This window comes from Micromonospora halophytica (genome assembly GCF_900090245.1).
Classification (GTDB): domain Bacteria; phylum Actinomycetota; class Actinomycetes; order Mycobacteriales; family Micromonosporaceae; genus Micromonospora; species Micromonospora halophytica.
In genome coordinates this window covers 446,480-470,498 of sequence record NZ_FMDN01000002.1, presented here as the reverse complement: position 1 = coordinate 470,498, position 24,019 = coordinate 446,480, and the positions used below count along the sequence as shown (strand labels likewise).

At 74.9% G+C, this 24,019-nt stretch carries 21 protein-coding genes, 1 pseudogene and 1 riboswitch; of the genes and pseudogenes, 6 read left to right on the top strand and 16 right to left on the bottom strand.

The window, feature by feature from the left end; genetic code table 11:
• The first annotated feature begins 184 nt into the window (after positions 1–184).
• Positions 185–1,852: a hypothetical protein gene (locus tag GA0070560_RS04795; protein ID WP_245675354.1), complete on the top strand. Its 1,668-nt coding sequence runs from the start codon at positions 185–187 to the stop codon at positions 1,850–1,852.
• Positions 1,849–3,315, top strand: a complete 1,467-nt coding sequence (locus tag GA0070560_RS04790; RefSeq protein ID WP_091291776.1) for an NADH-quinone oxidoreductase subunit NuoF family protein — start codon at positions 1,849–1,851, stop codon at positions 3,313–3,315. Before GA0070560_RS04795 ends, GA0070560_RS04790 begins: the two co-directional genes overlap by 4 nt.
• Here GA0070560_RS04790 and GA0070560_RS28025 read toward each other — a convergent pair whose 3' ends face one another.
• The 6 genes from GA0070560_RS28025 to GA0070560_RS04760 all read right to left on the bottom strand — a co-directional run bounded on the left by GA0070560_RS28025 (position 3,316) and on the right by GA0070560_RS04760 (position 9,565).
• Positions 3,316–3,654 (bottom strand): hypothetical protein, encoded by a 339-nt coding sequence (locus tag GA0070560_RS28025; protein WP_139131437.1) that lies wholly within the window; start codon positions 3,652–3,654, stop codon positions 3,316–3,318.
• A 144-nt stretch (positions 3,655–3,798) separates the two neighbouring features.
• Complete coding sequence (serS, locus tag GA0070560_RS04780) at positions 3,799–5,085, bottom strand: serine--tRNA ligase (protein WP_091291774.1); 1,287 nt, start codon at positions 5,083–5,085, stop codon at positions 3,799–3,801.
• 563 nt (positions 5,086–5,648) lie between these two features.
• Positions 5,649–6,722: a DNA polymerase III subunit beta family protein gene (locus tag GA0070560_RS04775; RefSeq protein ID WP_091291970.1), complete on the bottom strand. Its 1,074-nt coding sequence runs from the start codon at positions 6,720–6,722 to the stop codon at positions 5,649–5,651.
• Positions 6,723–6,782: 60 nt separating this feature from the next.
• The gene (locus tag GA0070560_RS04770; protein WP_091291772.1) at positions 6,783–7,964 is read right to left on the bottom strand and encodes a saccharopine dehydrogenase family protein; all 1,182 of its coding nucleotides are present in this window, start codon (positions 7,962–7,964) and stop codon (positions 6,783–6,785) included.
• Positions 7,965–7,994: 30 nt separating this feature from the next.
• Positions 7,995–9,170 carry a zinc-dependent alcohol dehydrogenase gene (locus tag GA0070560_RS04765; protein WP_091291770.1) on the bottom strand — a complete coding sequence of 392 codons (1,176 nt, stop codon included), beginning with the start codon at positions 9,168–9,170 and terminating at the stop codon, positions 7,995–7,997.
• Positions 9,167–9,565 carry an SRPBCC family protein gene (locus tag GA0070560_RS04760; protein WP_091291768.1) on the bottom strand — a complete coding sequence of 133 codons (399 nt, stop codon included), beginning with the start codon at positions 9,563–9,565 and terminating at the stop codon, positions 9,167–9,169. Before GA0070560_RS04760 ends, GA0070560_RS04765 begins: the two co-directional genes overlap by 4 nt.
• A 116-nt stretch (positions 9,566–9,681) precedes the next feature.
• Here GA0070560_RS04760 and GA0070560_RS04755 point away from each other — a divergent pair.
• Positions 9,682–12,440: pseudogene (locus tag GA0070560_RS04755) on the top strand (winged helix-turn-helix domain-containing protein).
• Positions 12,441–12,512: 72 nt separating this feature from the next.
• Here the strand turns inward: GA0070560_RS04755 and GA0070560_RS04750 are convergent.
• The 5 genes from GA0070560_RS04750 to GA0070560_RS28590 all read right to left on the bottom strand — a co-directional run bounded on the left by GA0070560_RS04750 (position 12,513) and on the right by GA0070560_RS28590 (position 15,146).
• Positions 12,513–13,064: a DsbA family protein gene (locus GA0070560_RS04750; RefSeq protein ID WP_091291765.1), complete on the bottom strand. Its 552-nt coding sequence runs from the start codon at positions 13,062–13,064 to the stop codon at positions 12,513–12,515.
• The gene (locus tag GA0070560_RS04745; RefSeq protein ID WP_091291763.1) at positions 13,061–13,558 is read right to left on the bottom strand and encodes a redoxin domain-containing protein; all 498 of its coding nucleotides are present in this window, start codon (positions 13,556–13,558) and stop codon (positions 13,061–13,063) included. Before GA0070560_RS04745 ends, GA0070560_RS04750 begins: the two co-directional genes overlap by 4 nt.
• A gap of 55 nt (positions 13,559–13,613) precedes the next feature.
• Complete coding sequence (locus GA0070560_RS04740; protein WP_091291762.1) at positions 13,614–14,294, bottom strand: BON domain-containing protein; 681 nt, start codon at positions 14,292–14,294, stop codon at positions 13,614–13,616.
• Between the two features lie 141 nt (positions 14,295–14,435).
• On the bottom strand, positions 14,436–14,837 hold the full coding sequence (locus GA0070560_RS04735; RefSeq protein ID WP_091291760.1) for a hypothetical protein: 402 nt from the start codon (positions 14,835–14,837) through the stop codon (positions 14,436–14,438).
• Positions 14,838–14,999: 162 nt separating this feature from the next.
• A complete protein-coding gene (locus GA0070560_RS28590) occupies positions 15,000–15,146 on the bottom strand; it encodes a hypothetical protein (protein WP_170839274.1) in 147 nt (48 codons plus the stop codon).
• 399 nt (positions 15,147–15,545) lie between these two features.
• On the opposite strand from GA0070560_RS28590, the gene GA0070560_RS04730 reads away from it, so the two are divergent.
• On the top strand, positions 15,546–15,908 hold the full coding sequence (locus tag GA0070560_RS04730; protein ID WP_091291757.1) for an STAS domain-containing protein: 363 nt from the start codon (positions 15,546–15,548) through the stop codon (positions 15,906–15,908).
• Positions 15,909–16,160: 252 nt separating this feature from the next.
• Positions 16,161–16,628 carry a hypothetical protein gene (locus tag GA0070560_RS04725; protein WP_091291754.1) on the top strand — a complete coding sequence of 156 codons (468 nt, stop codon included), beginning with the start codon at positions 16,161–16,163 and terminating at the stop codon, positions 16,626–16,628.
• A gap of 69 nt (positions 16,629–16,697) precedes the next feature.
• Here GA0070560_RS04725 and GA0070560_RS04720 read toward each other — a convergent pair whose 3' ends face one another.
• The 4 genes from GA0070560_RS04720 to GA0070560_RS04705 form a co-directional block, all read right to left on the bottom strand.
• Positions 16,698–17,756 (bottom strand): coiled-coil domain-containing protein, encoded by a 1,059-nt coding sequence (locus tag GA0070560_RS04720; protein WP_091291753.1) that lies wholly within the window; start codon positions 17,754–17,756, stop codon positions 16,698–16,700.
• 3 nt (positions 17,757–17,759) lie between these two features.
• A riboswitch (cyclic di-AMP (ydaO/yuaA leader) is annotated at positions 17,760–17,891 on the bottom strand.
• A 131-nt stretch (positions 17,892–18,022) separates the two neighbouring features.
• Positions 18,023–18,943: a cation diffusion facilitator family transporter gene (locus GA0070560_RS04715; protein ID WP_245675353.1), complete on the bottom strand. Its 921-nt coding sequence runs from the start codon at positions 18,941–18,943 to the stop codon at positions 18,023–18,025.
• A gap of 90 nt (positions 18,944–19,033) precedes the next feature.
• Positions 19,034–21,190, bottom strand: coding sequence for a HelD family protein (locus GA0070560_RS04710; RefSeq protein ID WP_091291751.1), 2,157 nt, complete (start codon positions 21,188–21,190; stop codon positions 19,034–19,036).
• Between the two features lie 270 nt (positions 21,191–21,460).
• Positions 21,461–22,399, bottom strand: coding sequence for an alpha/beta fold hydrolase (locus tag GA0070560_RS04705; RefSeq protein WP_091291749.1), 939 nt, complete (start codon positions 22,397–22,399; stop codon positions 21,461–21,463).
• Between the two features lie 148 nt (positions 22,400–22,547).
• Between GA0070560_RS04705 and GA0070560_RS04700 the strand changes: the two genes are divergently transcribed.
• Positions 22,548–23,162, top strand: coding sequence for a carbonic anhydrase (locus GA0070560_RS04700; protein WP_091291748.1), 615 nt, complete (start codon positions 22,548–22,550; stop codon positions 23,160–23,162).
• Between the two features lie 274 nt (positions 23,163–23,436).
• Here the strand turns inward: GA0070560_RS04700 and GA0070560_RS04695 are convergent, their stop codons facing one another.
• On the bottom strand, positions 23,437–23,766 hold the full coding sequence (locus GA0070560_RS04695) for a hypothetical protein (protein WP_091291747.1): 330 nt from the start codon (positions 23,764–23,766) through the stop codon (positions 23,437–23,439).
• Positions 23,767–24,019: the final 253 nt, after the last annotated feature.

The following is a 24,019-nucleotide window of genomic DNA, read 5'->3' as shown; positions in this document are numbered from 1 at the left end:
CAAGCGTGTTGCAAGAACTGTCAACGGATGGACATGTGTCGTTGCGCAGGGCGCTACACGCGCTCCGGGCCGCGGTGGTTCGAAGAATCCCGCGAGAAATTCGACACCCGCACTGATCCGTACGCGCCGGACGTCCGTACTGGATGAAGGAGCAGGTCGGCCGGTGGCGGCGTCGCCGTGAGACATGATCGAGGAGCAGATGGCCCGGGCAAGGCAGAACCAGAAGGCGGCGACCGTCCGGACCACCACCAGCAGCCGTGGTGTCCGCACCGTGTCGAAGTCCGCGATGGCACTGATGGCCGCCTCCGCCCTCGGCATGCTGTGGGCGGGTGTCGAGATGTCCGGCAACGGCGGCGCCATGTACGCCTACGGCTTCGTCTTCACGGAGTTCTTCGCCGGAGTGGTGGCCCTGGTCTCGCTCAGCCTCACCGTCATGATGGGACTGCTCGCCACCGACCGGCTCGTGCTGCAGATCCCGCACCGGGTGCTGCTGCAGTCCGCGCACCGGGCCACCGGCATCCTCGGCGTCGCCGGACTGGGCTTCCACATCATCACCAAGATCTCGATCGGCCGGGCCGGCCCCACCGACGCCGTGGTGCCGTTCATCGGCGGCTCCGGCCTCTACGTCGGCCTCGGCACCGTCGCGGCGTTCCTCATGGTCAGCGTGCTGTGGACGGGCATCGTCCGGGTCCGCTTCGCCGGGGCCGGGCCGAAGTGGTTCTGGCGCGCACTGCACTCGATGGCGTACGTGTCCTGGCCCTTCGCGCTGGTCCACGGCCTCAACGCCGGTCGTGCCGCCAAGTCCTGGGTGACCCTCAGCTACCTGGCCTGCGTGCTGCTCGTGGTGATCGCGCTGCTGGTCCGGTTCTCGCTGTACCTCGGCAGGCGCAGCCGGGAACAGCACCAGGCCGCCGCCCTGAACGCGGCGATGACCGGCAAGGGCAGCGAGGACGGCACGGCCCGCACGCTGCTCGGCGGGCTCGGCCGCAGGAAGGGCGAGGCGGAGGAGGAGAGCCGGGGTGCCCGGGGCGGCTGGGCGGAGACCACCGCCGCCGGCTCGTGGGGTCCGTCGGGCGCGGCTGCCCGGCGGCGCGACCCCGACCGGTTCACCGTGCCGGTGGTGCCCGAGCCGGGCACCCTGCGCGAGCCGGTCCGCGCCGGCCGGTTCCGCCGCGAGGTCGAGGAGCCGGAGCCGCGGCGCCGGGAGCGCGGCCTGGAACCGGCCGCCCGCCGCTCCGGCGACCGCACCGAGCGTCGGCGGGACGAGGAGCGTTCCGGCCGCCGCCGGGGCGAGGAGGACGTCGCCCCCGTCTCCGGCGGCCGGCGGTCCCGCTACGAGGAGGACGTGCGTCCGGTGTCCACGGGTCGGCGGGCGCGGCGCGACGACGAGGACGTGCGTCCGGTGTCCACGGGCCGGCGGGCGCGGCGCGACGACGAGGACGTGCGTCCGGTGTCGACCGGTCGGCGCGCGCGGCGCGACGACGACCTTGTCGTCCGCTACTCCGCGCCGCCCCGCTCGCGCACCGACGAGCCCGAGGAGCCCTGGGACAGTCCGCGCCGCTGGGAGGCCACCTCGCCGGTCTCGGCCGAGCCGATCTCCGCGACCCCGCGCAGCGGCGCCGGCCGGCACAGCGTCGACGACGACGTGCCGGAGGAGCCGGACTACTGGCGCCCGCCGGCCCGGTACGCCGGGGACGACCTGCCCGTCGACGACACCCCCACCCTGGTCGACCTGGCCTCCCGCCGGAAGATGCGGTCCTCCGGCGAGGGCCGGGGCCGGCGGGGACGCCGGGCCAACGCGGCCGAGGTGGACGGGGCGTACTGGGCGGGGCTGCGGGGTGAGGCCAAGTGAGCCGGACCAAGGTCCCCCCGGTGGCCTGCATCGGCGAGCCCCGGCTCACCGCCGGGTTCGCCGAGTTCGGCCGGCTCGACCTGGTCGCGCACGAGATGGTGCACGGCCCGATCGGCCCGATGGAACCGGCCAACCTGCTCCGGCTGGCCGAGAGCATCCAGCTCAAGGGCAAGGGTGGCGCGGGGTTCCCGTTCTTCCGCAAGATCAAGGCGGTGCTGGAGTCCTGTGAGCGGCAGGACCTGCCCGCCGTGGTGGTGGTCAACGCCTCCGAGGGCGAGCCGGCCAGCTGGAAGGACAAGGTGCTGCTCACCCGCGCGCCGCACCTGATCCTCGACGGCGCGGCGCTGGCCGCGTACGCGCTGGACGCCGACGAGATCGTGCTCTGCGTCGCCGACGACCTGATCGGCCGGGACTCGCTCACCGAGGCCCTCGCCGAGCGTCGGATGCCCGTCGAGACCAGCATCGTCACCGTGCCGCACCGGTTCATCTCCGGTGAGGGCGGCGCGCTGGTCAACGGCATCAACGGGCTGCCGCACATCCCGCCCGGCACCAAGAAGCGCTCCAGCGACTCCGGCGTCCGGAACCTGCCGACCCTGCTCTCCAACGCCGAGACGTACGCCCAGGTCGCCATCGCCGCCCGGCTCGGCCCGTACGAGTACGCGGCGCTCGGCACCGACGACGAGCCCGGGACCGTGCTGCTCACCGTGACCGGCGCGGCCGAGCGCCCGGCGGTCGTGGAGTGCGCCGCCGGCACCCCGCTGCGCGAGATCCTCGACCTGTGCGAGGTGCCGGACGGGCCGGGCATCCTGCTGGGCGGCTACCACGGCTGCTGGATCACCCCGGAGGCGGCGGACCGGGCGGAGGTCTCCCGCAAGAGCCTGACCATGGTCGGCGGCACCCTCGGCGCCGGCATCATCCTCCCGCTCGGCAGGGACACCTGCCCGCTCGGCGAGGCCGCGCAGGTGGTCCGCTACCTGGCCGGGGAGTCCGCCGGCCAGTGCGGGCCGTGCAAGCGGGGCCTGCCCGACCTGGCCCGCGCCGTCGACCTGGCGGTCTCCGGCAGCGCGCCGGTGGAGGTCGTGCGGGCCGCCGCCGGCGACGTCAAGGGTCGCGGCGCGTGCAGCCACCCCGACGGTACGTCCCGGTTCGCGCTGTCCGCGATGGAGGTGTTCGCCGAGGACCTGCGCCTGCACACCACCGGTGAGGGCTGCGGCAAGCGGGTCAAGGGCGTGATGGGTCTGCCCGGCGCGCCCGACGCCAACCCGCAGAAGCTGACCCTGGACTGGTCCCGCTGCGACGGGCACGGACTCTGCGCGCACGTCGTGCCCGACTTCATCCGGCTCGACCACAACGGATACCCCGCCTTCCCCGCCACCCCCGTGCCGACCTGGCTCAAGGAGGGCGCGATGAAGGCCGTCAAGGTCTGCCCCGAGCTGGCGTTGCGACTCGTCGACGCCAAGTAGTCACCAGCGAGAGGAGACGCCGATGCGGTCGTACCGGAGGAAGCGGCCGGACCGACGACCGCCCGGGCGGCTCGCCGCCGCCGTGCTGGTCGGTGTCCTGTTCGCCGCCGCCGGCTGCGCGGCCGGCGACGACCCGGCGCGGTCGGCCACCGAGGCCGTGGTTCCGGTGGGCACCGCCGCGCCGCTGTCGTCCGGCGTCCCGGCGAGCGGCGCCCCGGCGGCCCCGGTGCAGGTGCCGGACACGCTGCGGTTCAGCGCGAAGACCCTCGACGGTACGGCGTTCTCCGCCGCGGAGCTGGCCGGGAAGCCGGTGGTGCTCTGGACGGCAGGGTGGTCCACCAGGGATTCCTCGACGGCGAGGACCTCACCCGCCGGGTCGCGGCACTGGCCGGCTGACCTCCGGCGCGGCTGTTCGCGGTGGCGCCGGACGGACGGCGGGGGATCGGGTGGCCCGACCCCCGCCGTCGTCGTTCGGTCAGTGGGTCAGCGGACCGGGGTGAGCCGGTCGGTGCCCAGCCGGTCGCGGAGCACCTCGGGCAGCAGCACCGACCCGTCGGGCTGCTGGAACTGCTCCAGGATGGCCGGGAAGAGCCGGCTGGTCGCCAGCGCCGAGCCGTTGAGGGTGTGCACGAAGCGGGTCTGCTTGCCGCCCGGCTCGCGGTAGCGGATGGCCGCCCGGCGAGCCTGGTAGTCGCCGCCCCAGGAGACCGACGACACCTCCTTGTACTTGCCGGTGCTCGGCATCCAGACCTCGATGTCGAGCGTCTTGCGCATCGCGGCGCTGGCGTCGCCGGCCGCGAGCAGGCTGGTCTGGTGGTGCAGGCCCAGCCTCTGGACCAGGCTCTCCACGTGGCCGACCATCGCCTCCAGCGCGGCGTCCGCCTGCTCCGGCAGGGTGAACTGGAAGATCTCCACCTTGTTGAACTGGTGGCCCCGTACGGTGCCGCGCTCGTCGGAGTGCGAACCGGCCGCCTCACGGCGGTAGCAGGGGGTGTAAGCGAACCGCTTCAGCGGCAGTGCCGCGGTGTCCAGGATCTCGTCCTGGTACGCCCCGAGGATCGCCGTCTCCGCGGTGGGCAGCAGGAACTGCCCACGCGGCGCGGACTCCCGGTCCAGGTGGTAGACGTCGTCGTAGAACTTCGGGAACTGCCCGGCGGCGAAGCCGGCGCTGTCCAGCAGCAGATGCGGCGGGAGCAGGAACTCGTAGCCGGCCTCGATGTTCTGCTCGATCAGCCAGTTGAGCAGCGCCCACTCCAGCCGGGCGCCGAGGCCGGTGTACATCCAGAAGCCGGAGCCGCCGAGCTTGACCCCCCGCTCGTGGTCGACCAGGCCCAGCGCGCGGCTCAGCTCGACGTGGTCGCGGACCTTCTCGATGGCCGGCGGCGCACCGAAGGTCCGGACCACCCGGTTGGCCTCCTTGCCGCCGGGGACGACGTCGTCGGCGGGCAGGTTGGGCAGCTCGCTCATCGTGGTACGCAGCCGGGACTGCACCTCGTCCAGCTCGGACTCCAGCTCCGCGAGCTGCTTCCGGCCGGCCTCCGGCGCGGAGACCTCCGGCTCGGCGCCGGCGCGCTTGGCCGCCGCGTACGCCCGCGCCTCGGCCTTGCGGCGCTGCCGCTCGGCGTCGATCTCGGTGATCAGGGCACGGCGTTCCTGGTCGAGCCGCTGGACCTCGTCCAGGACCCGATTGACCTCGGCGGGATCCAGACGCTTCGCGAGTGCGGTGGCCACCGCCTCGCGATCCTTCCGGATCAACTCCATGTCGAGCATGCTGCTCCGTACGCCTCCGTCCGGGAAGTCAGGTGGTAACCCCCCGATGCTACCGTCGCGGCCCGCTGCGCCCGGGACGGCCCGGAGGAGCCGACCCTGTCGCCGCCCACCCGTCGTCGTCGCCCGTCGACCCGCCCTCGTTCACCACTGCTCGTCCAGCTCGCCGCTGTCCTCCGTGCCGGATGTCGTCGGCCCGCGCAGCCGATGACGGTGTGTGACGCGGTCGTCGGCTGCGCGATCTGGTGACGCTGCGTGGTTGGCTGCGGCGGCTGGGCCGGCCCCTGCCGGATGCGTCGTCGGCTCGACCTCTCCTACCAGGTGCTTTGCGGACCGGCCTGTCCGGGCTCGACCACCCTCCTCACACGCTTTGCTCTGCTTACCTCCACGCGCCAGCCACGCTGCGTCGCCGGTGCGTGGGTGGGTGCAGAGCAAAGCGTGCGAGCGAGGGGGCCGGAGCGGGCAGTGCAACCACTCACCGTGACTGGTGAGTCGAGCCCGAACAGCCCGCACACCGGGGCCAGGGCGGGGAGGCCAGGGCGAGCCGGAGCGGTCCGGGCGGGCTGTCAGAGGCGGATCGGCATCAGGATGGAGAAGGCGTCCGCGTCGTCCGGACGACGGATCGCCAGCGGTGCGATCGGGCCGTCCAGCTCCAGCACCAGCTGCGGCGCCCCGGCGGCGTCCAGCGCGTCGAGCAGGTAACCCCCGTTCACCCCGACACGCAGCTCGTCGGGGTCGTCCCCGGCCGGCTCGTCCGCGCCGACCAGACGCAGCCCGTCGGCGTCGCGGACACCGAGCACGGTCACCGCCAGCGGCACGCCGTCATGCTCCCGGGTGACGGTGGGCGCGGTGTCGTCGCGCAGCGCCGCCGCGTCGACCGGGACCCGCCGGGTCGGCCCGTCGTCGGCCGTCCGACGCAGCAGCCGCCGGTAGTCGGGGAAGTCGTACGGCAGGGCGGTGGCGGTGACCTCCCGGCCGGCGACCGAGGCGGTGACCCGACCGTCGGTCAGCATCACGCCCACCTCCGGGGTCGCTCCTTCGCCGGTGTCCAGCAGGGTCCGCAGTTCGTCCACCGCGTCGACCGGCAGCAGCGCCCGCACGGGCGGGCCGTCGACCCTGCCGGCGGCCCGGGCCACCGCCAGCCGGTGCCGGTCGGTGGCGACCAGCCGTAGGCCGTCCGGCTCGACGTCGAGCAGCACGCCGGCCAGCACCGGCAGGTCCGGGTCGGCGCCCACCGCGAAACGGACGGCGTCGACGGCGGCGGCCAGGTCGGCGCGGGACAGGAACAGTCTGGTGGTCATCAGGTTCTCCTCGGGTGCGAGCAGGGCGCGGACGCGGGAGAGTTCACGGCGGGCGTCGGCGAGGCCGTCCTCCAGCCGGCGCAGGTGCGCGTCGAGCAGCCGCCCGACCACCGCCGGCTCGTGCCGGTGCCGCAGCGCGACACCGATCTCGGTCAGCGGCAGGCCCACCCGGCGCAGCCCGGCCACCAGCCGGGCCGGGATCACCTGCTCGTCGGTGTACCAGCGGTAGCCGGTCACCGGATCGACCAGCGCCGGGGCGAGCACCCCGGTGCGGTCGTAGAACCGCAGGGCGCTGACCGTCAGGCCGCTGGCCCGGGCCAGCTCGCCGATGCTGCGCAGCTCGCTCTCCACACCGAGGATCCTGTGGCCTCCACCAGGTTGAGGGTCAAGCGCGCCGGCTCAGCGCGCCCCGTCCAGCACCCGGAAGGTCATCCCCGCCGTGACGAGGCGGTCCAGCAGCGCGTCACCCATCGCGGTGACCGGGGTGACCTGACCCGAGGTGACCGGCAGGTCGTCCAGCGCCAGGCAGAGCGCCGACTCGGCGAGCATCTTCGCGGTCTCGTCGTACCCGGGGTCGCCGCCGGCCACCTCGGTGAGCACCTTGCGGCCCCCGCCCTCGCCGACGAACCGGACCGTGAACCACGACTTCGCCCGGTCCTCGGCGCTCGGCCCCTGGCCGGAGGAGAGCCGACCGAGCAGCCAACGCCGGGCTGGCGGCAACTTGACCAGGCCGACCAGGCCGGCCATCCCCACCCCGGCGGCCAGGATCGTCGGCAGCCGCTTCACCGCCGCGAAGTGCCGGTAACGGAAGTCCGGGCCGTACTCCGGGCAGGCCGCCGCGGACCGGCGGACCACCTGCGGATCGATGGTCGGCAGCGGCACCGCCCAACGGCCGATCTCCGCCGGCCGGCTCACCTTCCCCGGTACGGCGCGGATCCGCCGCCCCTGCGGGCGGGGCTCGACCGCCCGGCGCGCCTTCGCCGCCCGGCTCATCTCCCCGGACCGGGAGAACGCGGTCAACGCCGAGTGGTACGTCCCGGCGGAGAACTTCCCGCCGGCCCGGACGAACCCGTCCACGGTGACCGGCCCGTCCGTCGGCAGGTGCTTGAGCGTGTACCAGACGCCCAGGTCGTGCGGGATCGAGTCGAACCCGCAGGTGTGCACCAGCCGGGCCCCGGTACGCACCGCCTCGGCGTGGTGTCGCAGGTACATCAGGTCGACGAACTCCGGCTCGCCGGTGATGTCGACATAGTCGGTGCCGGCCGCGGCGCAGGCGGCGACGAGCGGCTCCCCGTGGTGGACGTACGGCCCGACGGTGGTCGCGACCACCCGGGCGCTCTCCGCGACCGCCCGCACCGACGCGGCGTCGGTGACGTCGGCGGCGAGCAGCGGCAGCTCGGCCAGGCCCGGGTCGATGTCGGCCACCCGGTCGCGGACCGCCGCCAGCTTCGCCGGGTTGCGCCCGGCGAGCGCCCAACGCAGCCCGGTGGGGGCGTGCCGGGCCAGGTACTCGGCGGTCAGGCCGCCGGTGAAGCCGGTCGCGCCGAACAGGACGAGGTCGTACGGGCGGTCGTCGCGCATCCGCCGAGTGTGCCACTCGCGAGCCGGTCTTCACCCCTCCGGCGTGAAGACCGCCCGCACGCAGCCGTCCGCCCGGTCCCGGAACAGCGCGTACCCGGCCGGGCCCTGATCCAGCGGGAGCCGGTGGGTGGCCAGGTGCTCGGTGCGCAGCTCGTCCCGGGCCATCCGGTCCAGCAGCATCGGGATCCAGCGTTGTCCGTGCTGCCGGGCGCTGCGCAGGGTCAGCCCCTTGTTCATCACCGCACCCAGGGGGAAGGTGTCGACGAAGCCGGTGAAGGTGCCGGAGACGAAGACCGTGCCGCCCTTGCGGCAGGCGTGCACCGCCTCCCGCACGGCGAGCGGGTCCTCCACCGGGCCGTCCCGCCGGCCGGTGAACCGCTCGGCCAGCGAGGCCGGCCGGCCACCGCCGTCGGCCGCCCCGACGGCCTCCACGCAGACGTCCGGGCCCCGGCCCCCGCTGCGCTCGCGCAACTCGGCGGGGACGTCGGTCAGCTCGAAGTTGAGCGTCTCGGCCCCGGTGTGCGCCTCGGCCATCCGCAGCCGATCCGGGTGCCGGTCGATGACGATCACCCGGTCCGCGCCGAGCAGGGTCGCCGCCTGCGCGGTCAACTGGCCGACCGCGCCCGCCCCCCAGACCGCCACCACGTCGCCGGGGCCCACCTCGCCCAGTTCAGCGCCCATCCAGCCGGCCGGGGCGGCGTCCGAGGCGAAGACCGCCCGGTCGTCGCTGACCGTCTCGGGCACGGTGAACGCCCCGACGTCGGCGTACGGCACCCGGACGTACTCCGCGTGGCTGCCGGCGAAGCCGCCCGTGGCGCGGGGGTGGCCGTAGCAGCCGCCGGTGGGCTGCCCCCAGGCCGCCTCGGCCGCCGCCGTCGAGGCGCCGCCGTTGTCGCAGCAGGAGTACAGCCCCTGCCGGCAGTACCAGCAGCTCCCGCAGGCGACCGCGGCGCAGACCACCACCCGGTCGCCCACCCGGTGCCGGCGTACCTGCGGTCCCACCTCCGTGACCTCGCCGAGGAACTCGTGCCCCAGCACGTCCCCGGCGGCGAGGAAGGGCGAGCGCCCGGCGAGCAGCGGCAGGTCCGCCCCGCAGGTGGCGCTGCGGCGCACCCGGACGATCATGTCGTGGGCGTTGCGCAGCTCCGGGTCGGGCACCTGGCGTACCGCGAGGGAGTTCGCGCCCTCCCAGCACAGCGCCCTCACCCGGGCACCGCCGGCCGGTCCATCGGCGAGCGGTCCGCACGCAGCACCTCGCCGGTCTCCACGAGCTGCTTGACCCGGCGCAGGGTGTCCCGCAGGAACAGGCCGGGATCGTCGCCGACCAGGTGGGCGGCCATCCCCGGCAGGGTGGCCACGCCGCCCAGCGGGCGGGCGGCCAGTTCGGTGCCGCGCCCGCCCGGAGCCGGGCGCAGCCACAGCTCCACCGCGCCGTCCAGCGGGCGCAGCGGCTCGGGCCACCGCCCGCCGGGCAGCACCTCGGCCGCCGGCCGGTCCACGGTCACCACCTGCCAGCGGCCCGGTCGCGGATCGGCGTCCGGCCGGCTCCTCCGCCGGGGTACGACCAGCGTGCGCAGCGCCGCCAGGGCCTGCCGTCCCATCCGTACCACCTGTCCCTCCCGCCGCTCTCGGTACGGGCGACCGGTCACGCGCGACCGGTCGCCCGCGTAGGCCCATGGTCGGCGCGGCCCGGGTGAACCCGGCTCCCCCCGAAGGGGTGAACCGCCCCGGGCCGGGTAACCGCCGCCGACCGGGGGAGGACCGCGTCCGACGGGGGTGGCACGGATGCCGCAACAGCGCAGCACCAACGGGATGGCCGAGGCGTCCGCCGGCCCGCCCCTGCTCGCCTCCCGGCTGACGCCGCCCGCCCCGCCCGAGCCGTTGCTGCTGCGGCCCCGGCTGACCGCCCGCCTGGACACCGGGACCGCCGGCCCGGTCACCCTGGTCCGCGCGCCCGCCGGCTGGGGCAAGACCACGCTGCTGGCGACCTGGGCGCGCGGCACGTCGGAGCCCGCGCCGGCCTGGGTGCAGGCCGAGGAGGGCGACACCGGGGAACGGCTCTGGGCGTACCTGGCGGCGGCGCTGCACGGCGTGGCCGGGCACGAGCCCGGGCCGCCCGTGCCGGCCACCACGCCCCGCCCCGACCAGCTGGAACTGCTCGCCGCCGCGCTGGCCGCCCGGGAGCAGCCGGTGGTGCTGGTCCTGGACGACCTGCACCGGGTGGCTGATCCGGCCGCGCTGACCGGGCTGGAGTTCCTGCTGCGGCACACCGACGGGCGGTTGCGGCTGGTCGCCGGGGCCCGGGGCGAGCTGCCGCTGCCGCTGCACCGGCTGCGCCTGGCCGGCGAGCTGACCGAGATCGGCCCGGACGAGCTGGCCTTCACCGTCGACGAGGTCGCCGACCTGCTCGTCGCGCACGGCACCCCACTGCCCGCGGCGGCGGTCACCCGGCTGCGGGAGCGCACCGGCGGCTGGCCCGCCGGCCTGCGGTTCGCCGCGCTGGCCGCCCGGGAGCGCCCGGACCCGGAACGCTGGGCGGAGCGGTTCGGCGGCGACCAGCCGGAGATCGCCGCGTACCTGCGCACGGAGGTGCTGGGCGGGCTGCCGCCGCAGGCGCGGGAGCTGCTGCGGCGTACCGCGGTCAGCCCGGTCGTGCGGGCCGACCTCGCCGACGTGCTGACCGGCCGCGACGACGGTGGGCAGGTGCTCGCCGGGCTGGCCCGCGACGGCGGTTTCCTGCACGCCGACGACAGCGACCCGCCGTGGTACCGGGCCCACCCGCTCCTGGCCGACCTGCTGCGCGACGAGTTCGGCGGGCTGGACGAGCGGGACCGGCGGGAACTGCACCTGCGCGCCGCCGGCTGGTACGCCGCGCACGACCGCCCCGCCGAGGCGCTGCGGCACGCGCTCGCCGCGCGGGAGTGGGACCGGGCGAGCGAGCTGCTGCTCACCGGCTGGCCGGAACTCGCCCCGTACGACCACCGGGCCCCGGCCACCTCGCCACCCCCACCGCCCCCGGTGGAGGCGCTCCGCCGTGACCCGGAGCTGGCGCTGGCCTGCGCCGCCGAGCGGGCGTACGCCGGGGACGCCGAGGCGGCCGGGGCCCGGCTGCGCGACGCGGTGGCGGCGGCGCAGTCCCTGCCCGTCCCGCGCCGGGACCGGTTCCGCCGGCTGGCCACCGCCGTGGAGCTCAGCCTGGCCCGGCTGGCCGGCGACCACCGGGAGGTACGCGCCGCCGCCGCCCGGCTGCTGGGCACCCGTGCCCCGGCCGGCTCCACCGTGGACGCGGACCCGCGTACCGGTGCCGGGGAGGACGCCGACGTGCGGGCGGTGGCCGGGGCGGCGCTCGGCCTGGTCGACCTCGCCGAGGGTGACCTGCGGGCGGCGGCGGCCCGGCTGGGTGGCGCGTACGACGCCGCCCGGGAGGCCGGACGGCCGCGTACCGCGCTGGTCTGCGCGGCCCGGCTGGCCCTGCTGCGCGCCCTGGCCGGCGAGTTGCGTGCGGCCGAGCGGACCGCCCGGGCGGCGCTGGAGATGCCGCCCTGCCAGGGCTGGTCGAGTCGGGTCGAGTGCGCCCACCTGCATCTGGCGTTGGCGCTGGTGGCGTTGCACCGTGACCAGCCCGAGGAGGCGACCGCGCAGCTCTGCCTCACCGGCGCCGCCGGTGCGGAGAGCACCGGCGCGGCCGCGGCGGCGCTCTGCCGGGCCTTGCTGCTGCGCGACGCCGGTGAGGCCGCCGCGGCGGCCCGGCTGGCAGCCGCGGCGCGGGCCGAGGGGTGGCCGGACGGGGAACTCGCGGACCGGTTGCTCGCCCTGGAGGCCGACCTGCGCGGGGAGCAGGGAGACGTGGACACCGCCCGGGGCCTGATCGCCGACCGGGCGCGGGAACCCGACCCGGCGCCGGCGCTGGCGGTGGCGCTGGCCCGGGTGGAGCTGCGGGCCGGTGACGTGCGCGCCGCCGGGTACGCCCTGCCGGAGTGGGACACCCCGGTCGCCGAGGGCTGGCCGCTGCCGGTACGCCTCGCCGCCGGGGTGCTGGACGCGGTGCTGGCCCGGCGCGGCGGCGACGACCGGCGGGCCGGCCGGCTGCTGGAACGGGTGCTCGACCTGGCCGCGCCGGAGGGCTACCGGCGGGTGTTCACCCGCGCCGAGCCGGCGGTACGCGACCTGCTCGCCGCCCACCTGGACTCCGGCACCGCGCACTGGCCGACGGTGAGCGACCTGGTCCGGGGCGCCGAGGAGCCGGCCGTGCGGGGGCCGGTCGGGGCGGAACGGGCGCTGGACGAGCCGCTGACCGAACGGGAGCTGACCATCCTGCGGTACCTGCAGAGCATCCTGTCCAACGTGGAGATCGCCAGTGAACTGTCGCTGTCGGTCAACACCGTCAAGACGCACGTACGCAACATCTACCGCAAGCTCGACGCGACCCGCCGCCGCGAGGCGGTCCGCCGGGCCCGCGAGCTGCGGCTGCTGTGACCGCCCGGCCCCGACGTGGTGCCGCCCGCCGCCGGGCGGTGCGATCCCGGCGGCGGACGGCAGGAGAGCGGGTCAGGCGCCGGCGGCCGCGTCCACCGCGGCGAGCAGCTCCGGCAGGTCGTACCCGCCCTCGTGGCGGACGTCGTTGACGAAGAGGGTGGGGGTGCCGTTCACCCCGCTGCGGATCCCGCCGACGAAGTCCCGCCGCACCCGGTCCGCGTACGCCTGCCGCCCGATCTCCGCGTCGACCTCGTCGGGCGGCAGCCCGAGTTGTTCGACGCCGAGTGACAGGTGCACCGGGTCCAGCTGGTCCTGGTGCTCGTAGAGCCAGTCGTGCATCTCCCAGAACCGGTCCCGCCGCCCGGCCGCCTCGGCGACCTCGGCCGCGGCCTCCGCGTACGGGTGCACGTTGGCGATCGGGAAGTGCCGGTAGACCAGCCGGACCGTGTCGCCCCGCTGGCGCAGCACCTCGGCCAGGTCCGGGTACGCCGCCCCGCAGAAGTGGCACTGGAAGTCGCCGTACTGCACCACGGTCACCGGCGCGTCCACCGGCCCACGAACGTGGTCGGTGCCGTCCACCGGCACCCGCAGCCGGGCGTTGACCTGCAACGGCGTGCTACTCACCGGATCACCACCCGCCGCTGCGCGCCGAGCTGTTCCAGCGCGTCGAGGATGCCGTCGGCACCCGGGTTCACCTCGGGCGGGGAGAGGTGGCTCCAGGCCACCGTCTGGTCCCGGTCGAGCACCACCAGCGCCCGGGCCGACTGCCCCTGCGCGGTGTACGCCCCGTACCGGCGGGACACCTCGCCCTTGGGCTCGAAGTCCGCCAGCAGCGGGAACCGGATGCCCTTGGCCTCGGCGAACGCCCGGTGCGACCAGAGGCTGTCCACCGAGATGCCGAGCACGGCCGCGTCGTAGCGGTCGAACTCCGGCATCGCCGCCTGGTAGAGCGCCATCTGGTCGCCGCAGACCGGGGTCCAGTCGGCGGGGTAGAAGGCCAGCACCACCGGCCGGCCGCGCAACTGTCCGGGACCCGTACGCCGCCCGTCCGGGGTGGCCGGCAGGGAGAAGTCGGGGGCCAGGCTCCCGGGTCGGATCAGCCCGTCGGAATCAGTCATGACTCCCACCCTGCCGTCGGGCCGGGTGAGGGCGGATCACCCGGCCCGGGTGGTCTCAGCGGGCCACCGTGACGTGGTTGTGCACCTCCCGGATGCCGGGGGCGGACCAGACGACCCGCTCCACCTCGTCCCGCTCGGTCACCGAGTGGACCAGCCCGTCGACGACCACGGTGTCGCCGTACACCCGGACGCTGATCCGGTCCGGCTCGGTGGCGCCGCTGCGGGCCAGCGCGTCGACGATCCGGTCGGGCAGGTCGGCCCCGGACGGCCGGGTCGCCGGCCGCACGCTGACGCCGTTGCTCACCCCGCGTACGCCGGTCAGCCGGCCCACCACCCGCTCGGCGGCCCGGCGCTGGTACTCCCACTCGACGGTGCCGCGCAGCGTCACCCAGCCGCCGGCCACCGTGACCTCCAGGTTCTCCACGGGCACGAAGGCGTCCCAGGCCAGGGCCCGCTCGGCGGCCGAGGCGATCTCCGGGTCGGTGCGCTCGGCCGACGGGCCGATCCGGACGGTCAGGTCGTTGGCGACGGCCCGGACCCGGGCCACCCGGTGCGCGGCCCGCTCGGCGGCCCACTTGGCGGCGTAGCTGTCCACCCAGCCGGTCAGCGTCACCACCCCTTCGGTGACGGTCACCCCCACCTCGGTCGGGCTGACCCGGGGATCCCAGGTCAGCTCGTCGAGCACGTCGGTCTGGATGTCCTGGTCGGTACGCGTGACGGTGGTCGCGGTGGCCATGCGCTCACTCCTCCGCAGGATTGGGGCACTCCGGCGGCCGTACGGCCCGCCGACCGCGATCCTGTCGCCGTCCGGGGTGAGTCACCTTCGCCCGCTCCGGGTGAGCGCCGACGGGCTGGACCACGTCGTTGACGGGGCCGGTCAGCCGTCGAGGCCGGCGGGGGAGTTGGGCCGGTCCACGTCGACGAACTCGATGTCGTCCACCCGCCGGCCGTCCCGGCTGCCGGCGGCCCGCGCGGCCGTGCCGGCGGCCCAGCCGATCGCGGCACCGACCAGCGCGGCGCTGATCAGCAGGGCCCACGGCAGCGCCGGGCGGCGCCCGGCGAGCGCGTCGAAGGCCAGGGTGGCCCGGCGTCGGGCCTCGTCCGCCGCCGAACCGACGAGGTCGCCCGCGTCGGTCAGCGGGCCGCCGCCGCGTACCGACCGGGTGGCGTCGCGGACGCTGTCGCCGGCGGAGCCGACCGTCGTGACGAGCTGCTGCCAGGCCTGGTCGGCGATCCGTTCCGGCTTGCTGCGGCGCTCCAGCAGGTTGCTGCCGAACATCTGGGTTACCTCCTCGGGGTGCCGAAGTCTGCGGGCACGTCGCACGTCGACGTCTGCGGCGCGGCACGGTCCGCCTGCCAGGCCAGTGCCCAGTGCGACCGGGCGTCAAACCAGCGTCCGGGTCGGCGCGGCGGACCCGCGTCGTGGATCAGGCCCGCGCCGTCAGCGGACCGCGACCACCGCGACGCCACGGGCGAAGTCGTCGCCGTCGTCGTCATCGTCGTCGTCCCCGCCGCCGCCGAAGCCGCAGGCCAGTACGAGGGCGAGCAGCGCGCCGACACCGGCCAGCCCGAGCAGTCTCCTGAGCATCGATCGTCCTTCCGTCGTGGTGGACCTCTCGCCGCCGAGGCTAGGCGGCCCGGACAACCAGGCAGGTGACCCGCGGCTCATCGGGCGCGTGTCGCACGGGCGCGACCTGCGGCGCGCCGGTCACGGCTCCGGCGGCCGGCCGGCGGGACCCGCCGCCGGGCCGGGGTGCGGGCCGCAGTGGACCGGAACGGCTACCCTGGGGCGGTTGGGAGCGGCCTCGCCGGGTCGCTCGTTGGAGTGTTCAGGACCAGGAAAAATGCGGCGAAGGGCGGCCCGAACCGTCCGGATCCGCGAATTGCTCATCCCGAGGGGTGGCGACCGAGGCCGTGAGAGGAATACTCTCGGTCGCGGCCCGCGTACTGATGAGGCGCCCGTGAACGGGCGAGTGGAGGTGCTCGCGTGAGCCTGTCGATCGTGAAGTCGGTTCTGTCGGGTGGTGTCATCGAGATCGCTCCGCGAGGGGAGATCGACGTCGACACCGCGTACGAGGTGCGTGAGGCGATCGCCGAGGTGCTCGCGAAGGGCCGTCCGTCCCGGATCGAGCTCAACATGCGACTCGTCACCTTCATCGACTCGGTCGGCATCAGCGCGATGGTCGCCGGGTTCCAGACCGCCGAGGTCAGCGGCGTCAAGCTGGTGGTCACCGAGCCGAGCCGGTTCGTGCACCGGCAGCTCTGGGTGACCGGCCTGCTCGGCCTCTTCGGCGCCCCGGAGCCGTACTTCGCCGGTGCGGCCACCCCCGAGGTCCTGCCCGGCGCCTGAGCCGCCGCCCGACACTCTGCGGCGAGGCCGGAGAGGTCGACGTCGGCCGCCCACACGACCGCCCGGGCGGCGGTGACCGACGCGTACGCCTCGGCCGGCACCGCCCGGCGTCCCGGTTGACGGCCGTTTCCAGCTTCGGCATCTCCACCTCGAAGACGTCCCGTCCCCGTCATGCGCGGCCGGGCGGCGTCGGCGTTGCCAGCCCGTCCCGGGTACGGGACGATCGTGCGACCGACGAGGAGTGGAGGGGCAGTGGTCCGGCGGGAGACGTTCAGCTACACGGTGCAGGCGCGCTGCTCACGGGCGGACGCGGTGGCGCTGTTGAGCGATCTCGCCAGGCACGGTGAGGTGCATCCGCTGATCGTCCGGGTCCGCGAGCTGCCGCCGCGGCCGGGCGCGCGGGCCAGCTACGCGATCACCGACCGGCTGGAGCTGGGGCCGCTGAGCTTTCCGGTCACGTACCAGGCGGACGTCCTGGTGGTCACCGACGACGAGATCGTCACGGTGGCTCGGCAGCAGCCCGGCACGACCGTGCGCAACCGCACCCGGCTCCGTGAGGAGGACGGCGTGCTGCGGGTGGACGTGGAGATCACCCTGGCCGCCCCGGCGCCGCTGTTCGGGTACGCCTTCCGCCAGGCCCGCGCCGCGCACCTGGCGCTGGCGGATCGGCTCGGCGCGGTGCTGGACCGGCTCTCCGACGGCGGCCCGGTCGCCGGCTGACGCCCGCGCCTGAACCGGCGTACGTGTGCGGGGCCCCTCCGCACGGACGGGCCCCGCACACGGTGTGGGTCAGTACACCGACAGGTGCACGTGGTTGGTGTGGTCGCTGGACGGGTCCCCACCCGCCCCGCTGTACGACTTCCAGCCGCTGCTGGGCAGCCAGATCTGCCGGTACCAGATCACGTAGAGCACGCCGAGCCGGTCGGCGTTGCGGACGTGGTACGCGGCCAGGTTGTTGCCGTACGTCCGGTCGCCACCGGTCGCGTCCCCGCCGAAGCCGCCCTTCTGCGCGGCGAAGTCGCAGGCCCGGCCCTTGGGATGCTCGCCGGAGCCGCCGGGGCGGTAGCAGGAGACGTACCGGGTGAAGCCGGCCGCCTGGCTCTGCTGGAGCGCGTTCAGCATGCGGGGCGTGATGCACCCGTTGGCCGGGGTGGGGTCGTTGACGCTGCACGACTCTCGCGGCCAGGAGCCGTCCGAGTTGCGCGGCGCCGGTCGGGCGTTCGCGGTGGAGGTGCCCCGGCTGGCGCCGCTGTCGGCGCGCGGGGCGGGCTTGTCGGCGGCGGCCACCGCCAGCGCCCGTTCGGCCTGCTGCTTGCGCTTGGCCATCACCGCGATCTGCTTGCGTTGCTCGACGATCTCCGTGTCGAGCGCGACCCGGGTGCGGGTGGCCTCCTCCTTGGTGCGCAGCAGGTTGCGCAGTTCGCGGTCCTCGTTGCTGGCGACCGTCTCCAGCTCGGCGGCCCGGTCCAGGAAGCCCTCGGGGGAGGTGCTGTTGAGCAGCGCCGACACGGGGCCGAGCCGGCCGGTGCGGTACGCGACCCCGGCGATCTCGCCGACCTTGCCGTTGCGCAGGGTCAGCTCCGACTCGATGGTCTTGAGCTGGTTGTTGAGTTCCTGCTGGCGGCGGGTGGAGCGCTCCAGCGCGGCCTTGGCGTCGATCCAGCCCTTGCTGGCGGCGTCGAGTTGGGCGCGCAGGGCCGGGGTGCCGCCCTCGTCGTCGTCGCCGGGTGCGGCGAGCCGGGTGGTGGGCGGGGCGGCGGTCACGGGCGGTGGCGCCGACGACACCCCGAGGGCGAGGGCGGCGGCGACCGCGGCCACCAGTCGGACAGTGGTACGTCGTACGTGCATGCACAATCCTTCCGTCAGCCGCCGACCGGGTTAGCTGACGGGTTCGGGACGGAAGATCCCTACCGCTGGCGCGGATGCACCCCACGTACCTGGTTCCCCGGTACGCCCTGGCGGGCGTTTAGGCGGCGGCCACCGCCGGCACCGTCGGGTGCCGCCTGGCGGAGGCCGGAACCGAGACTACCGGTACTGGTGTGGCTGATGCCCGGTTCGTGACTGAGGGTACGGGAGGTAAGTCTGCCAAAAGGTGCATAAGTGGATAATTGGTGTTACCACTCGATCGCGCCGCAGGCCCCCGGTGCCGCTCCAGGCTCGATCTGGAGGGTGGCGTGCTCGATGTGGAAGTCCTCGTGCAGCGCGCTGCGGGCGGCGGCCAGCACCGTGCCCACCTCGGCCCCGGGGTGCATGGTCAGGTGTGCCGAGGCCACCTCCATGCCGGAGGTGAGCGTCCAGACGTGCAGGTCGTGCACCTCGGCCACGCCCGGGACGGCGACCAGCCGGTCGTGCACCGCGGTCACCTGAAGATGCTCCGGGGCGGCCTGCACCAGGATCCGGACGGCCGCCCGGCCGAGCCGCCAGGTGCGGGGAAGGATGAACAGGGCGATCGCGACCGCCACCGCCGGGTCGGCCCACCACCAGCCGGTGCCGGCGATCAGCAGCGCGGCGCCGATCACGCCGAGTGAGCCGAGCAGGTCGCCGAGCACCTCCAGGTACGCCCCGCGCAGGTTGATGCTCTCCTGCGCGCCCTCGCGGAGCAGGGCGAAGGCGACGACGTTGGCGAGCAGGCCGAGCACGGCCACCACCAGCATCGGCCCGGTGCTGACCTCCGGCGGGTCGCCGAACCGGCGTACCGCCTCGATCAGGACGTAGACGGCGACGCCACTGAGCAGCACCGCGTTGGCGAGCGCGGCGAGCACCTCCAGCCGGTAGAGGCCGAAGGTGCGCTGCGGGTCCCGGTCCGCCCGCCGGGCGGCGGTGATCGCCGCCAGGGCCATCCCGATGCCGAGCACGTCGGTGAACATGTGCCCGGCGTCGGAGAGCAGGGCCAGTGAGCCGGTGACGACGGCCGTCGCCGCCTCGACCAGCATCAGGGCGGCGAGCAGCGCGAAGGCCGTCCAGAGTCGGCCCCGGTGGCGGTGCGCGGCGTTCGCGACCGACCCGTGGTGGTCATGACCTGCGCCCACGCCCACACCCTCCGTCGCCGCCCCGACCCGGCACCCAACCTATGCTCACATCGCTATATGTGCAAGTGACCCCCGCCCCCGCCGATGATCATCAAGTTATTGCCACGACACGGCGTGCGGGGCAACAACTTCATGATCAACCGGGGTGGGGGTGATGGTGGTGAGGCGTTGGGTGGCGCGGGAGAGTGCCACGTAGAGGGTTCGGGCGCCGGAGGGCTCGGCCCGGATCTCGTCCGGGTGGACCAGCACCACCCCGTCGTACTCCATGCCCTTGGCCTGGAGGCTGGTCACCACCTGGAGCCGGGGGCCGCCGCGCCCGTCCAGCCAGCCGGCCACCTCGTCGCGGCGCGGCACCGGCGTGATCACGCCGACGGTGCCCTCCACCTCGCCGAGCAGCGTCTGGACGGCCTCCACCGTCGTGGCGGCCAACTCCGCCGCCGGGACGGTCAGCGCCACCGGCTCGACACCGGTGGACCGGACCGCGACCGGCAGCTCCAGGTCGGGGTGGAGCCGGCGGATCTCCGCCGCCGCCACCGCGAAGATCTCCGCCGAGTTGCGGTAGTTGGTGGTGAGGTTGAACCGGTGCCGCCGACGCCGGCCCAGCGCCTGCTCCCGGGCCCGGTCCAGCTCCTGCGGGTCACCCGTCCACGCGGTCTGCGCCGGGTCGCCCACCACCGTCCAGGAGGCCAGCCGTCCGCGCCGGCCGACCATCCGCCACTGCATCGGCGAGACGTCCTGCGCCTCGTCCACCACCACGTGCGCGTAGTCGCGGTAGTCCTCCGGGCGCTCCCGCGCCGCTGCCCGCGCGGCCCGCTGCCGGTCGGCGAAGGTGCTCAGCTCGCGTACCCCGCCGGCCAGCTGGAACGGGTCGCGCTTCGGCCGCTTCGGCCGCACCGGCTGGCCCAGCAGCGCGTCCAACTCGTCGAGCAGGGCGATGTCGGCCACCGTCAGCCCCTGCGACCCCAACGTCCGGTACGCCCCGGACAGCAGCGTGGTCTCGGCCCGGGACAGGACACCGGCGGCGTACCGGCGCAGCCGCGCCGGCCGGGCCAGCCAGTCCAGCACGTGCCGGGGGTGCAGCCGCGGCCACCACGCCTTGAGGAACTCCCGGAACTCCGGCCGTTCGATGATCTCGTCCTCGAAGGCGGGCTGCTCCGGCAGGCGCGGGACGGCCAGCCGGCGCGCCTGGGCGTACAGCGCGGCGAGGACGGCGTCGAAGGCGGCCCGGCGGACCTCGTTGCGGCGCGCGCCCCGCGACAGCGTCCGGTCCCGGACGCCGTCCAGCTCCCGCCGCTCCAGCCGCAGCAGCTGGCCACGGTAGAGCAGGCGCAGCTCCTCGGGGCCGTCCGGCACCGCGTCGCGTACCGCGCGCTCCAACACCCGCCGCATCCGCAGCGAACCCTTCACCGCCGCCACCTCCGGCGGGTCGGTGCGGGTCGCCGACATGCCGGGGAAGAGCGAGCCGAGCGAGTGCAGGGTGGCGGTCTCCTCACCGAGCGAGGGGAGCACCGAGGCGATGTACTCGACGAAGACCGACGACGGGCCGAGCACCAGGATGCCGCCGCCGGCGTACCGGGCGCGGTCGGAGTAGAGCAGGTACGCGGCACGGTGCAGGGCGACGGCCGTCTTGCCGGTCCCCGGGCCGCCCGAGACGATCGTGACACCGGAGCCGGGGGAGCGGATCGCCTCGTCCTGCTCCCGCTGGATGGTCGCCACGATGTCCCGCATTCCCCGGCCGGTGGCCCGGGACAGGGTGGCCAGCAGCGCCCCGTCGCCGACCACCGCCAGGTCCGCCGGCACTGCCTCCGGGTCGAGCAGGTCGTCCTCGATCCGGGTCACCTTCTCACCCGAGGACTGGATGGTGCGCCGCCGCACCACGCCCAGCGGCTCGGCGGGCGTGGCCTGGTAGAAGGCGGCGGCGGCCGGGGCCCGCCAGTCGACCACCAACGTCTCGGCCTCCTCGCCGCGGACCCCGAGCCGCCCCACGTGCAGCACCTGGCCGGTACGCAGGTCGAGCCGGCCGAAGACCAGCCCCTCGTGCTCGGCGTCCAGCACGTACCGCCGCTGCGCGGCGTGGAAGACCATCGCGTCCCGTTCGACCAGCGCACCGAAGTTGCCGACCCGGGCCAGTCGGTAGCCGTCCTTCTCGGCCTGCGCGGCCGAGCGGCGCAGTTCGGCCAGCCGGGCGTACACCCGGTCGAGATGCCGCTGCTCGGCGGCGATCTCCCGTTCCAGGGTGGTGTGGTCGGTCAAGGCGAGGGCTCCTGTGCGACGGCGGCGCCGGACGCGGGCGCACGCCAGGCGGAATGAGGGTACGGGCCGCACGCCGGACCGTGTCGAGGCCATGCCGCCTCCCGCGACCTCGGCCACGTCCGGCCGACGGTCCCGGCCCCCGGCCACGACCCGTTCCGGTCCTCCCCGCACCGCGCTGTCCGGACGCGGTGCCCGGTCCGGCAGTGCGGGTGCGGTCCCACCGGCGTCGCGCTCTGCGCCCGTGCGGGTCGCCGCGACCTCCCGGCCCGATCAGGCAGGTACGGGCGGGCCGGCCGGCGTCGGCTCGGTCGGGCCGGTCAGCACCCGCTGGAGTACCCCGGCCAGCGCGGCGTTCACCTCGTCGGGGCGTTCCATCATCAGCATGTGCCCCGCGCCGGGGCAGACGGTCAGCTCGGTCACCGGCAACGCGGCCGCGATCGACTCCGCGCACGGCGGCGGGGTCAACCGGTCCCGGTCGCCGACCAGGGCCGCCGCCGGCAGGTGGGCCAGCTCGGCCAGGGTCTCCAGCCGGTGCTGGGCGCCGATCGAGGCGCGGAACCCGCCGATCGAGCGGAGCGAGGCGCGGGCCGCCGCCGAGGTGACCAGGCGGATGTCGGTCGGGTCGCAGCGGTCGCCGAAGAGCATCCAGCGGATGCTGGGCTGCAACGCCCGCAGCAGCGCCCGCGGCGGACGCCAGGAGCCGCACCGGGCCAGCACCCCGGCGCCGGTGGTCTCGGCGATCCGGATCAACCGGGCGATCCGGGGCGACAGGCCGTAGACGGTGTGGGTGTGCCCCTCGGCGGTGGTGGAGACGAAGACCAGCCCGGCGGTACGGGTGGCGAAGTGCTCGGGGTGGCGGTGGGCGTACTCCATCACGGTCATCCCGCCCATCGAGTGCCCGACGAGCACCACCCGGCCGGTGGGGGACACCTCGTCCACCACGGCGGCCAGGTCGTCGCCGAGCTGGGCCAGGGTGGCCGTCCGCAGCGCCATGCAGCTCGACCGGCCGTGCCCACGGGCGTCGTAGGTGACCACGCGTACCCGCTCACCGAAGCGTGCGGTCAGGTCGGCGAGCTGCCGGTGCCAGGCCCGCCCGTCCAGCGTCCAGCCGTGCAGCAGGATCGCGGTGACCTCCGCGCCCGCCGGCCCGGTCACCTCGACGTGCAGGCGTACGTCGTCGGGGAGTCGTACCTCCCGCTTCTCCGGCATCGCCACCTCCCCAGGCCGACCGGGATCGATCCACCGGTGTAACCCGGCGGTAACACCGGCTACCCGACATGAGACCACGCCAACCGTGCCGGTGAGAAGATTCGCAAGCCGGCCCCGCAGGATCTGATCGATGGCCAGGCTGGGACGTATGACCTCTGCAAGCCCCGGAGCTGCCCGAACGCCCCGCGCCGCGCTGGCCGCGCTGCTCGCCGGCAACCGGCGGTTCGTCAGCGGCCAGCCGGTGCACGGCCACGACGTCACCGCCGCGGCGGCCGTGGCCTCCGGTGACCAGCAGCCGTACGCCGTGCTGCTCGGCTGCATCGACTCCCGGGTGCCGCTGGAGGCGATCTTCGACCAGACGTTCGGGTCGATCTGTGTGATCCGCACCGGCGCGCACGTGCTCGACCGGGCGGTCTGCGGCTCGATCGAGTACGTGGTGGGCCAGCTCGGGGTGCCGCTGGTGATGGTGCTCGGGCACGAGCGGTGCGGTGCGGTCGCCTCGGCGGTGCAGACCCTGCGCACCGGCCGGCCGCCGGGCGGCTCACTGGCGTACGTCGTCGACCAGATCGCCCCGGCGGTGACCGAGGTGGGCCCGGACGACCCGGCCGCCCACCCGATGGCGGTACGCCGGCACGTGTTGCGCACGGTGGCCGCGCTGCGCGCCGACGACCTGCTGACCGGGCCGGTCGCGGCGGGCGAGGTCGACGTCGTCGGCGCCCTGTACGACCTGGCCACCGGCGAGGTCGCCCTGCTGGACCGCTGACCCCGCCCGCCGGCCCGGCCTCACGCCTCACGGGTGCTCTGCTGCCACCGACGCGCCGCCCTGTCCGCGCCGACCCTCCGCAGATCGTGCTCGATCCTGGATGTAGTGGCCTCGACCAGGCCGTGAGGCCAATACATCCGGGATCGTGCGTGATGGGCGCGTCGTGGCCCGGGAGCGTGGCGGATCACGGTCGGCGGGTGGGCGTGCCCGGAAAAGACGGAACCGCCCGTCGGGGTGACCCGACGGGCGGTTCCGGTGTGGCTCGGGGGAGGGCTCAGCCCTCGAAGACGCCGGCCTCGACGAGACGCTTCTCGGTCTTGTCCCAGCCGTCGCCCGGGTGCGCCGCGGCGAGGTTGTTGATCTCGGCGCGGATCTTGGCGGCGTGGCCGGCGGCGGCCAGCACCCGGATCTCCTCGACGAAGGCGTCGGAGTCGGTGCGCAGGTGCGCGGTCTTGCCGTTGGTCAGGTTCCGCACGTAGGCGTGCTTGCCGCCGTTGAGCGGAATGAGGTACTTGAACTCGCCCAGCACGCTGAGGGCGCCACCCTGGCCAGCCTGGCCGGCCCGGACTGACGCGCGCGCGGTCTTAGAGGTGTTGCTCGCCACGGAGGTACTCCTTGCAAGACGTACGGGAGGACGCGGGAACGTCCGGGGGCTGTAGCGGGTGACGCCCGGGATGAGCCTCGGCCCGCGAAGATGTACGGCGGCACAGAACCGCCCGGAGAACTGTACACGACCACGATGCCTGGCTGGCCACCGCGCCTGTCGGGGAGCACAACCCAGGTCACCGGTCCGGGTATTCCACCCGGCGAATTTTCCGATTCCCTGGCGTACCATCCGTCCCAGCAGTCATCATGTG

Coding starts and splice junctions, on each gene's coding strand:
- GA0070560_RS04760 (WP_091291768.1), bottom strand. CDS start 9,565: ATGGGACGGCAGGCCCTGGCGGCGCTGCGCACGCTGGTCGTACCCCGG.
- GA0070560_RS04770 (WP_091291772.1), bottom strand. CDS start 7,964: ATGCGCGACGACCGCCCGTACGACCTCGTCCTGTTCGGCGCGACCGGC.
- GA0070560_RS04795 (WP_245675354.1), top strand. CDS start 185: ATGATCGAGGAGCAGATGGCCCGGGCAAGGCAGAACCAGAAGGCGGCG.
- GA0070560_RS04705 (WP_091291749.1), bottom strand. CDS start 22,399: ATGCCGGAGAAGCGGGAGGTACGACTCCCCGACGACGTACGCCTGCAC.
- GA0070560_RS04720 (WP_091291753.1), bottom strand. CDS start 17,756: ATGCACGTACGACGTACCACTGTCCGACTGGTGGCCGCGGTCGCCGCC.
- GA0070560_RS28590 (WP_170839274.1), bottom strand. CDS start 15,146: ATGCTCAGGAGACTGCTCGGGCTGGCCGGTGTCGGCGCGCTGCTCGCC.
- GA0070560_RS04745 (WP_091291763.1), bottom strand. CDS start 13,558: ATGACTGATTCCGACGGGCTGATCCGACCCGGGAGCCTGGCCCCCGAC.
- GA0070560_RS04735 (WP_091291760.1), bottom strand. CDS start 14,837: ATGTTCGGCAGCAACCTGCTGGAGCGCCGCAGCAAGCCGGAACGGATC.
- serS (WP_091291774.1), bottom strand. CDS start 5,085: ATGCTCGACATGGAGTTGATCCGGAAGGATCGCGAGGCGGTGGCCACC.
- GA0070560_RS04700 (WP_091291748.1), top strand. CDS start 22,548: ATGACCTCTGCAAGCCCCGGAGCTGCCCGAACGCCCCGCGCCGCGCTG.
- GA0070560_RS04740 (WP_091291762.1), bottom strand. CDS start 14,294: ATGGCCACCGCGACCACCGTCACGCGTACCGACCAGGACATCCAGACC.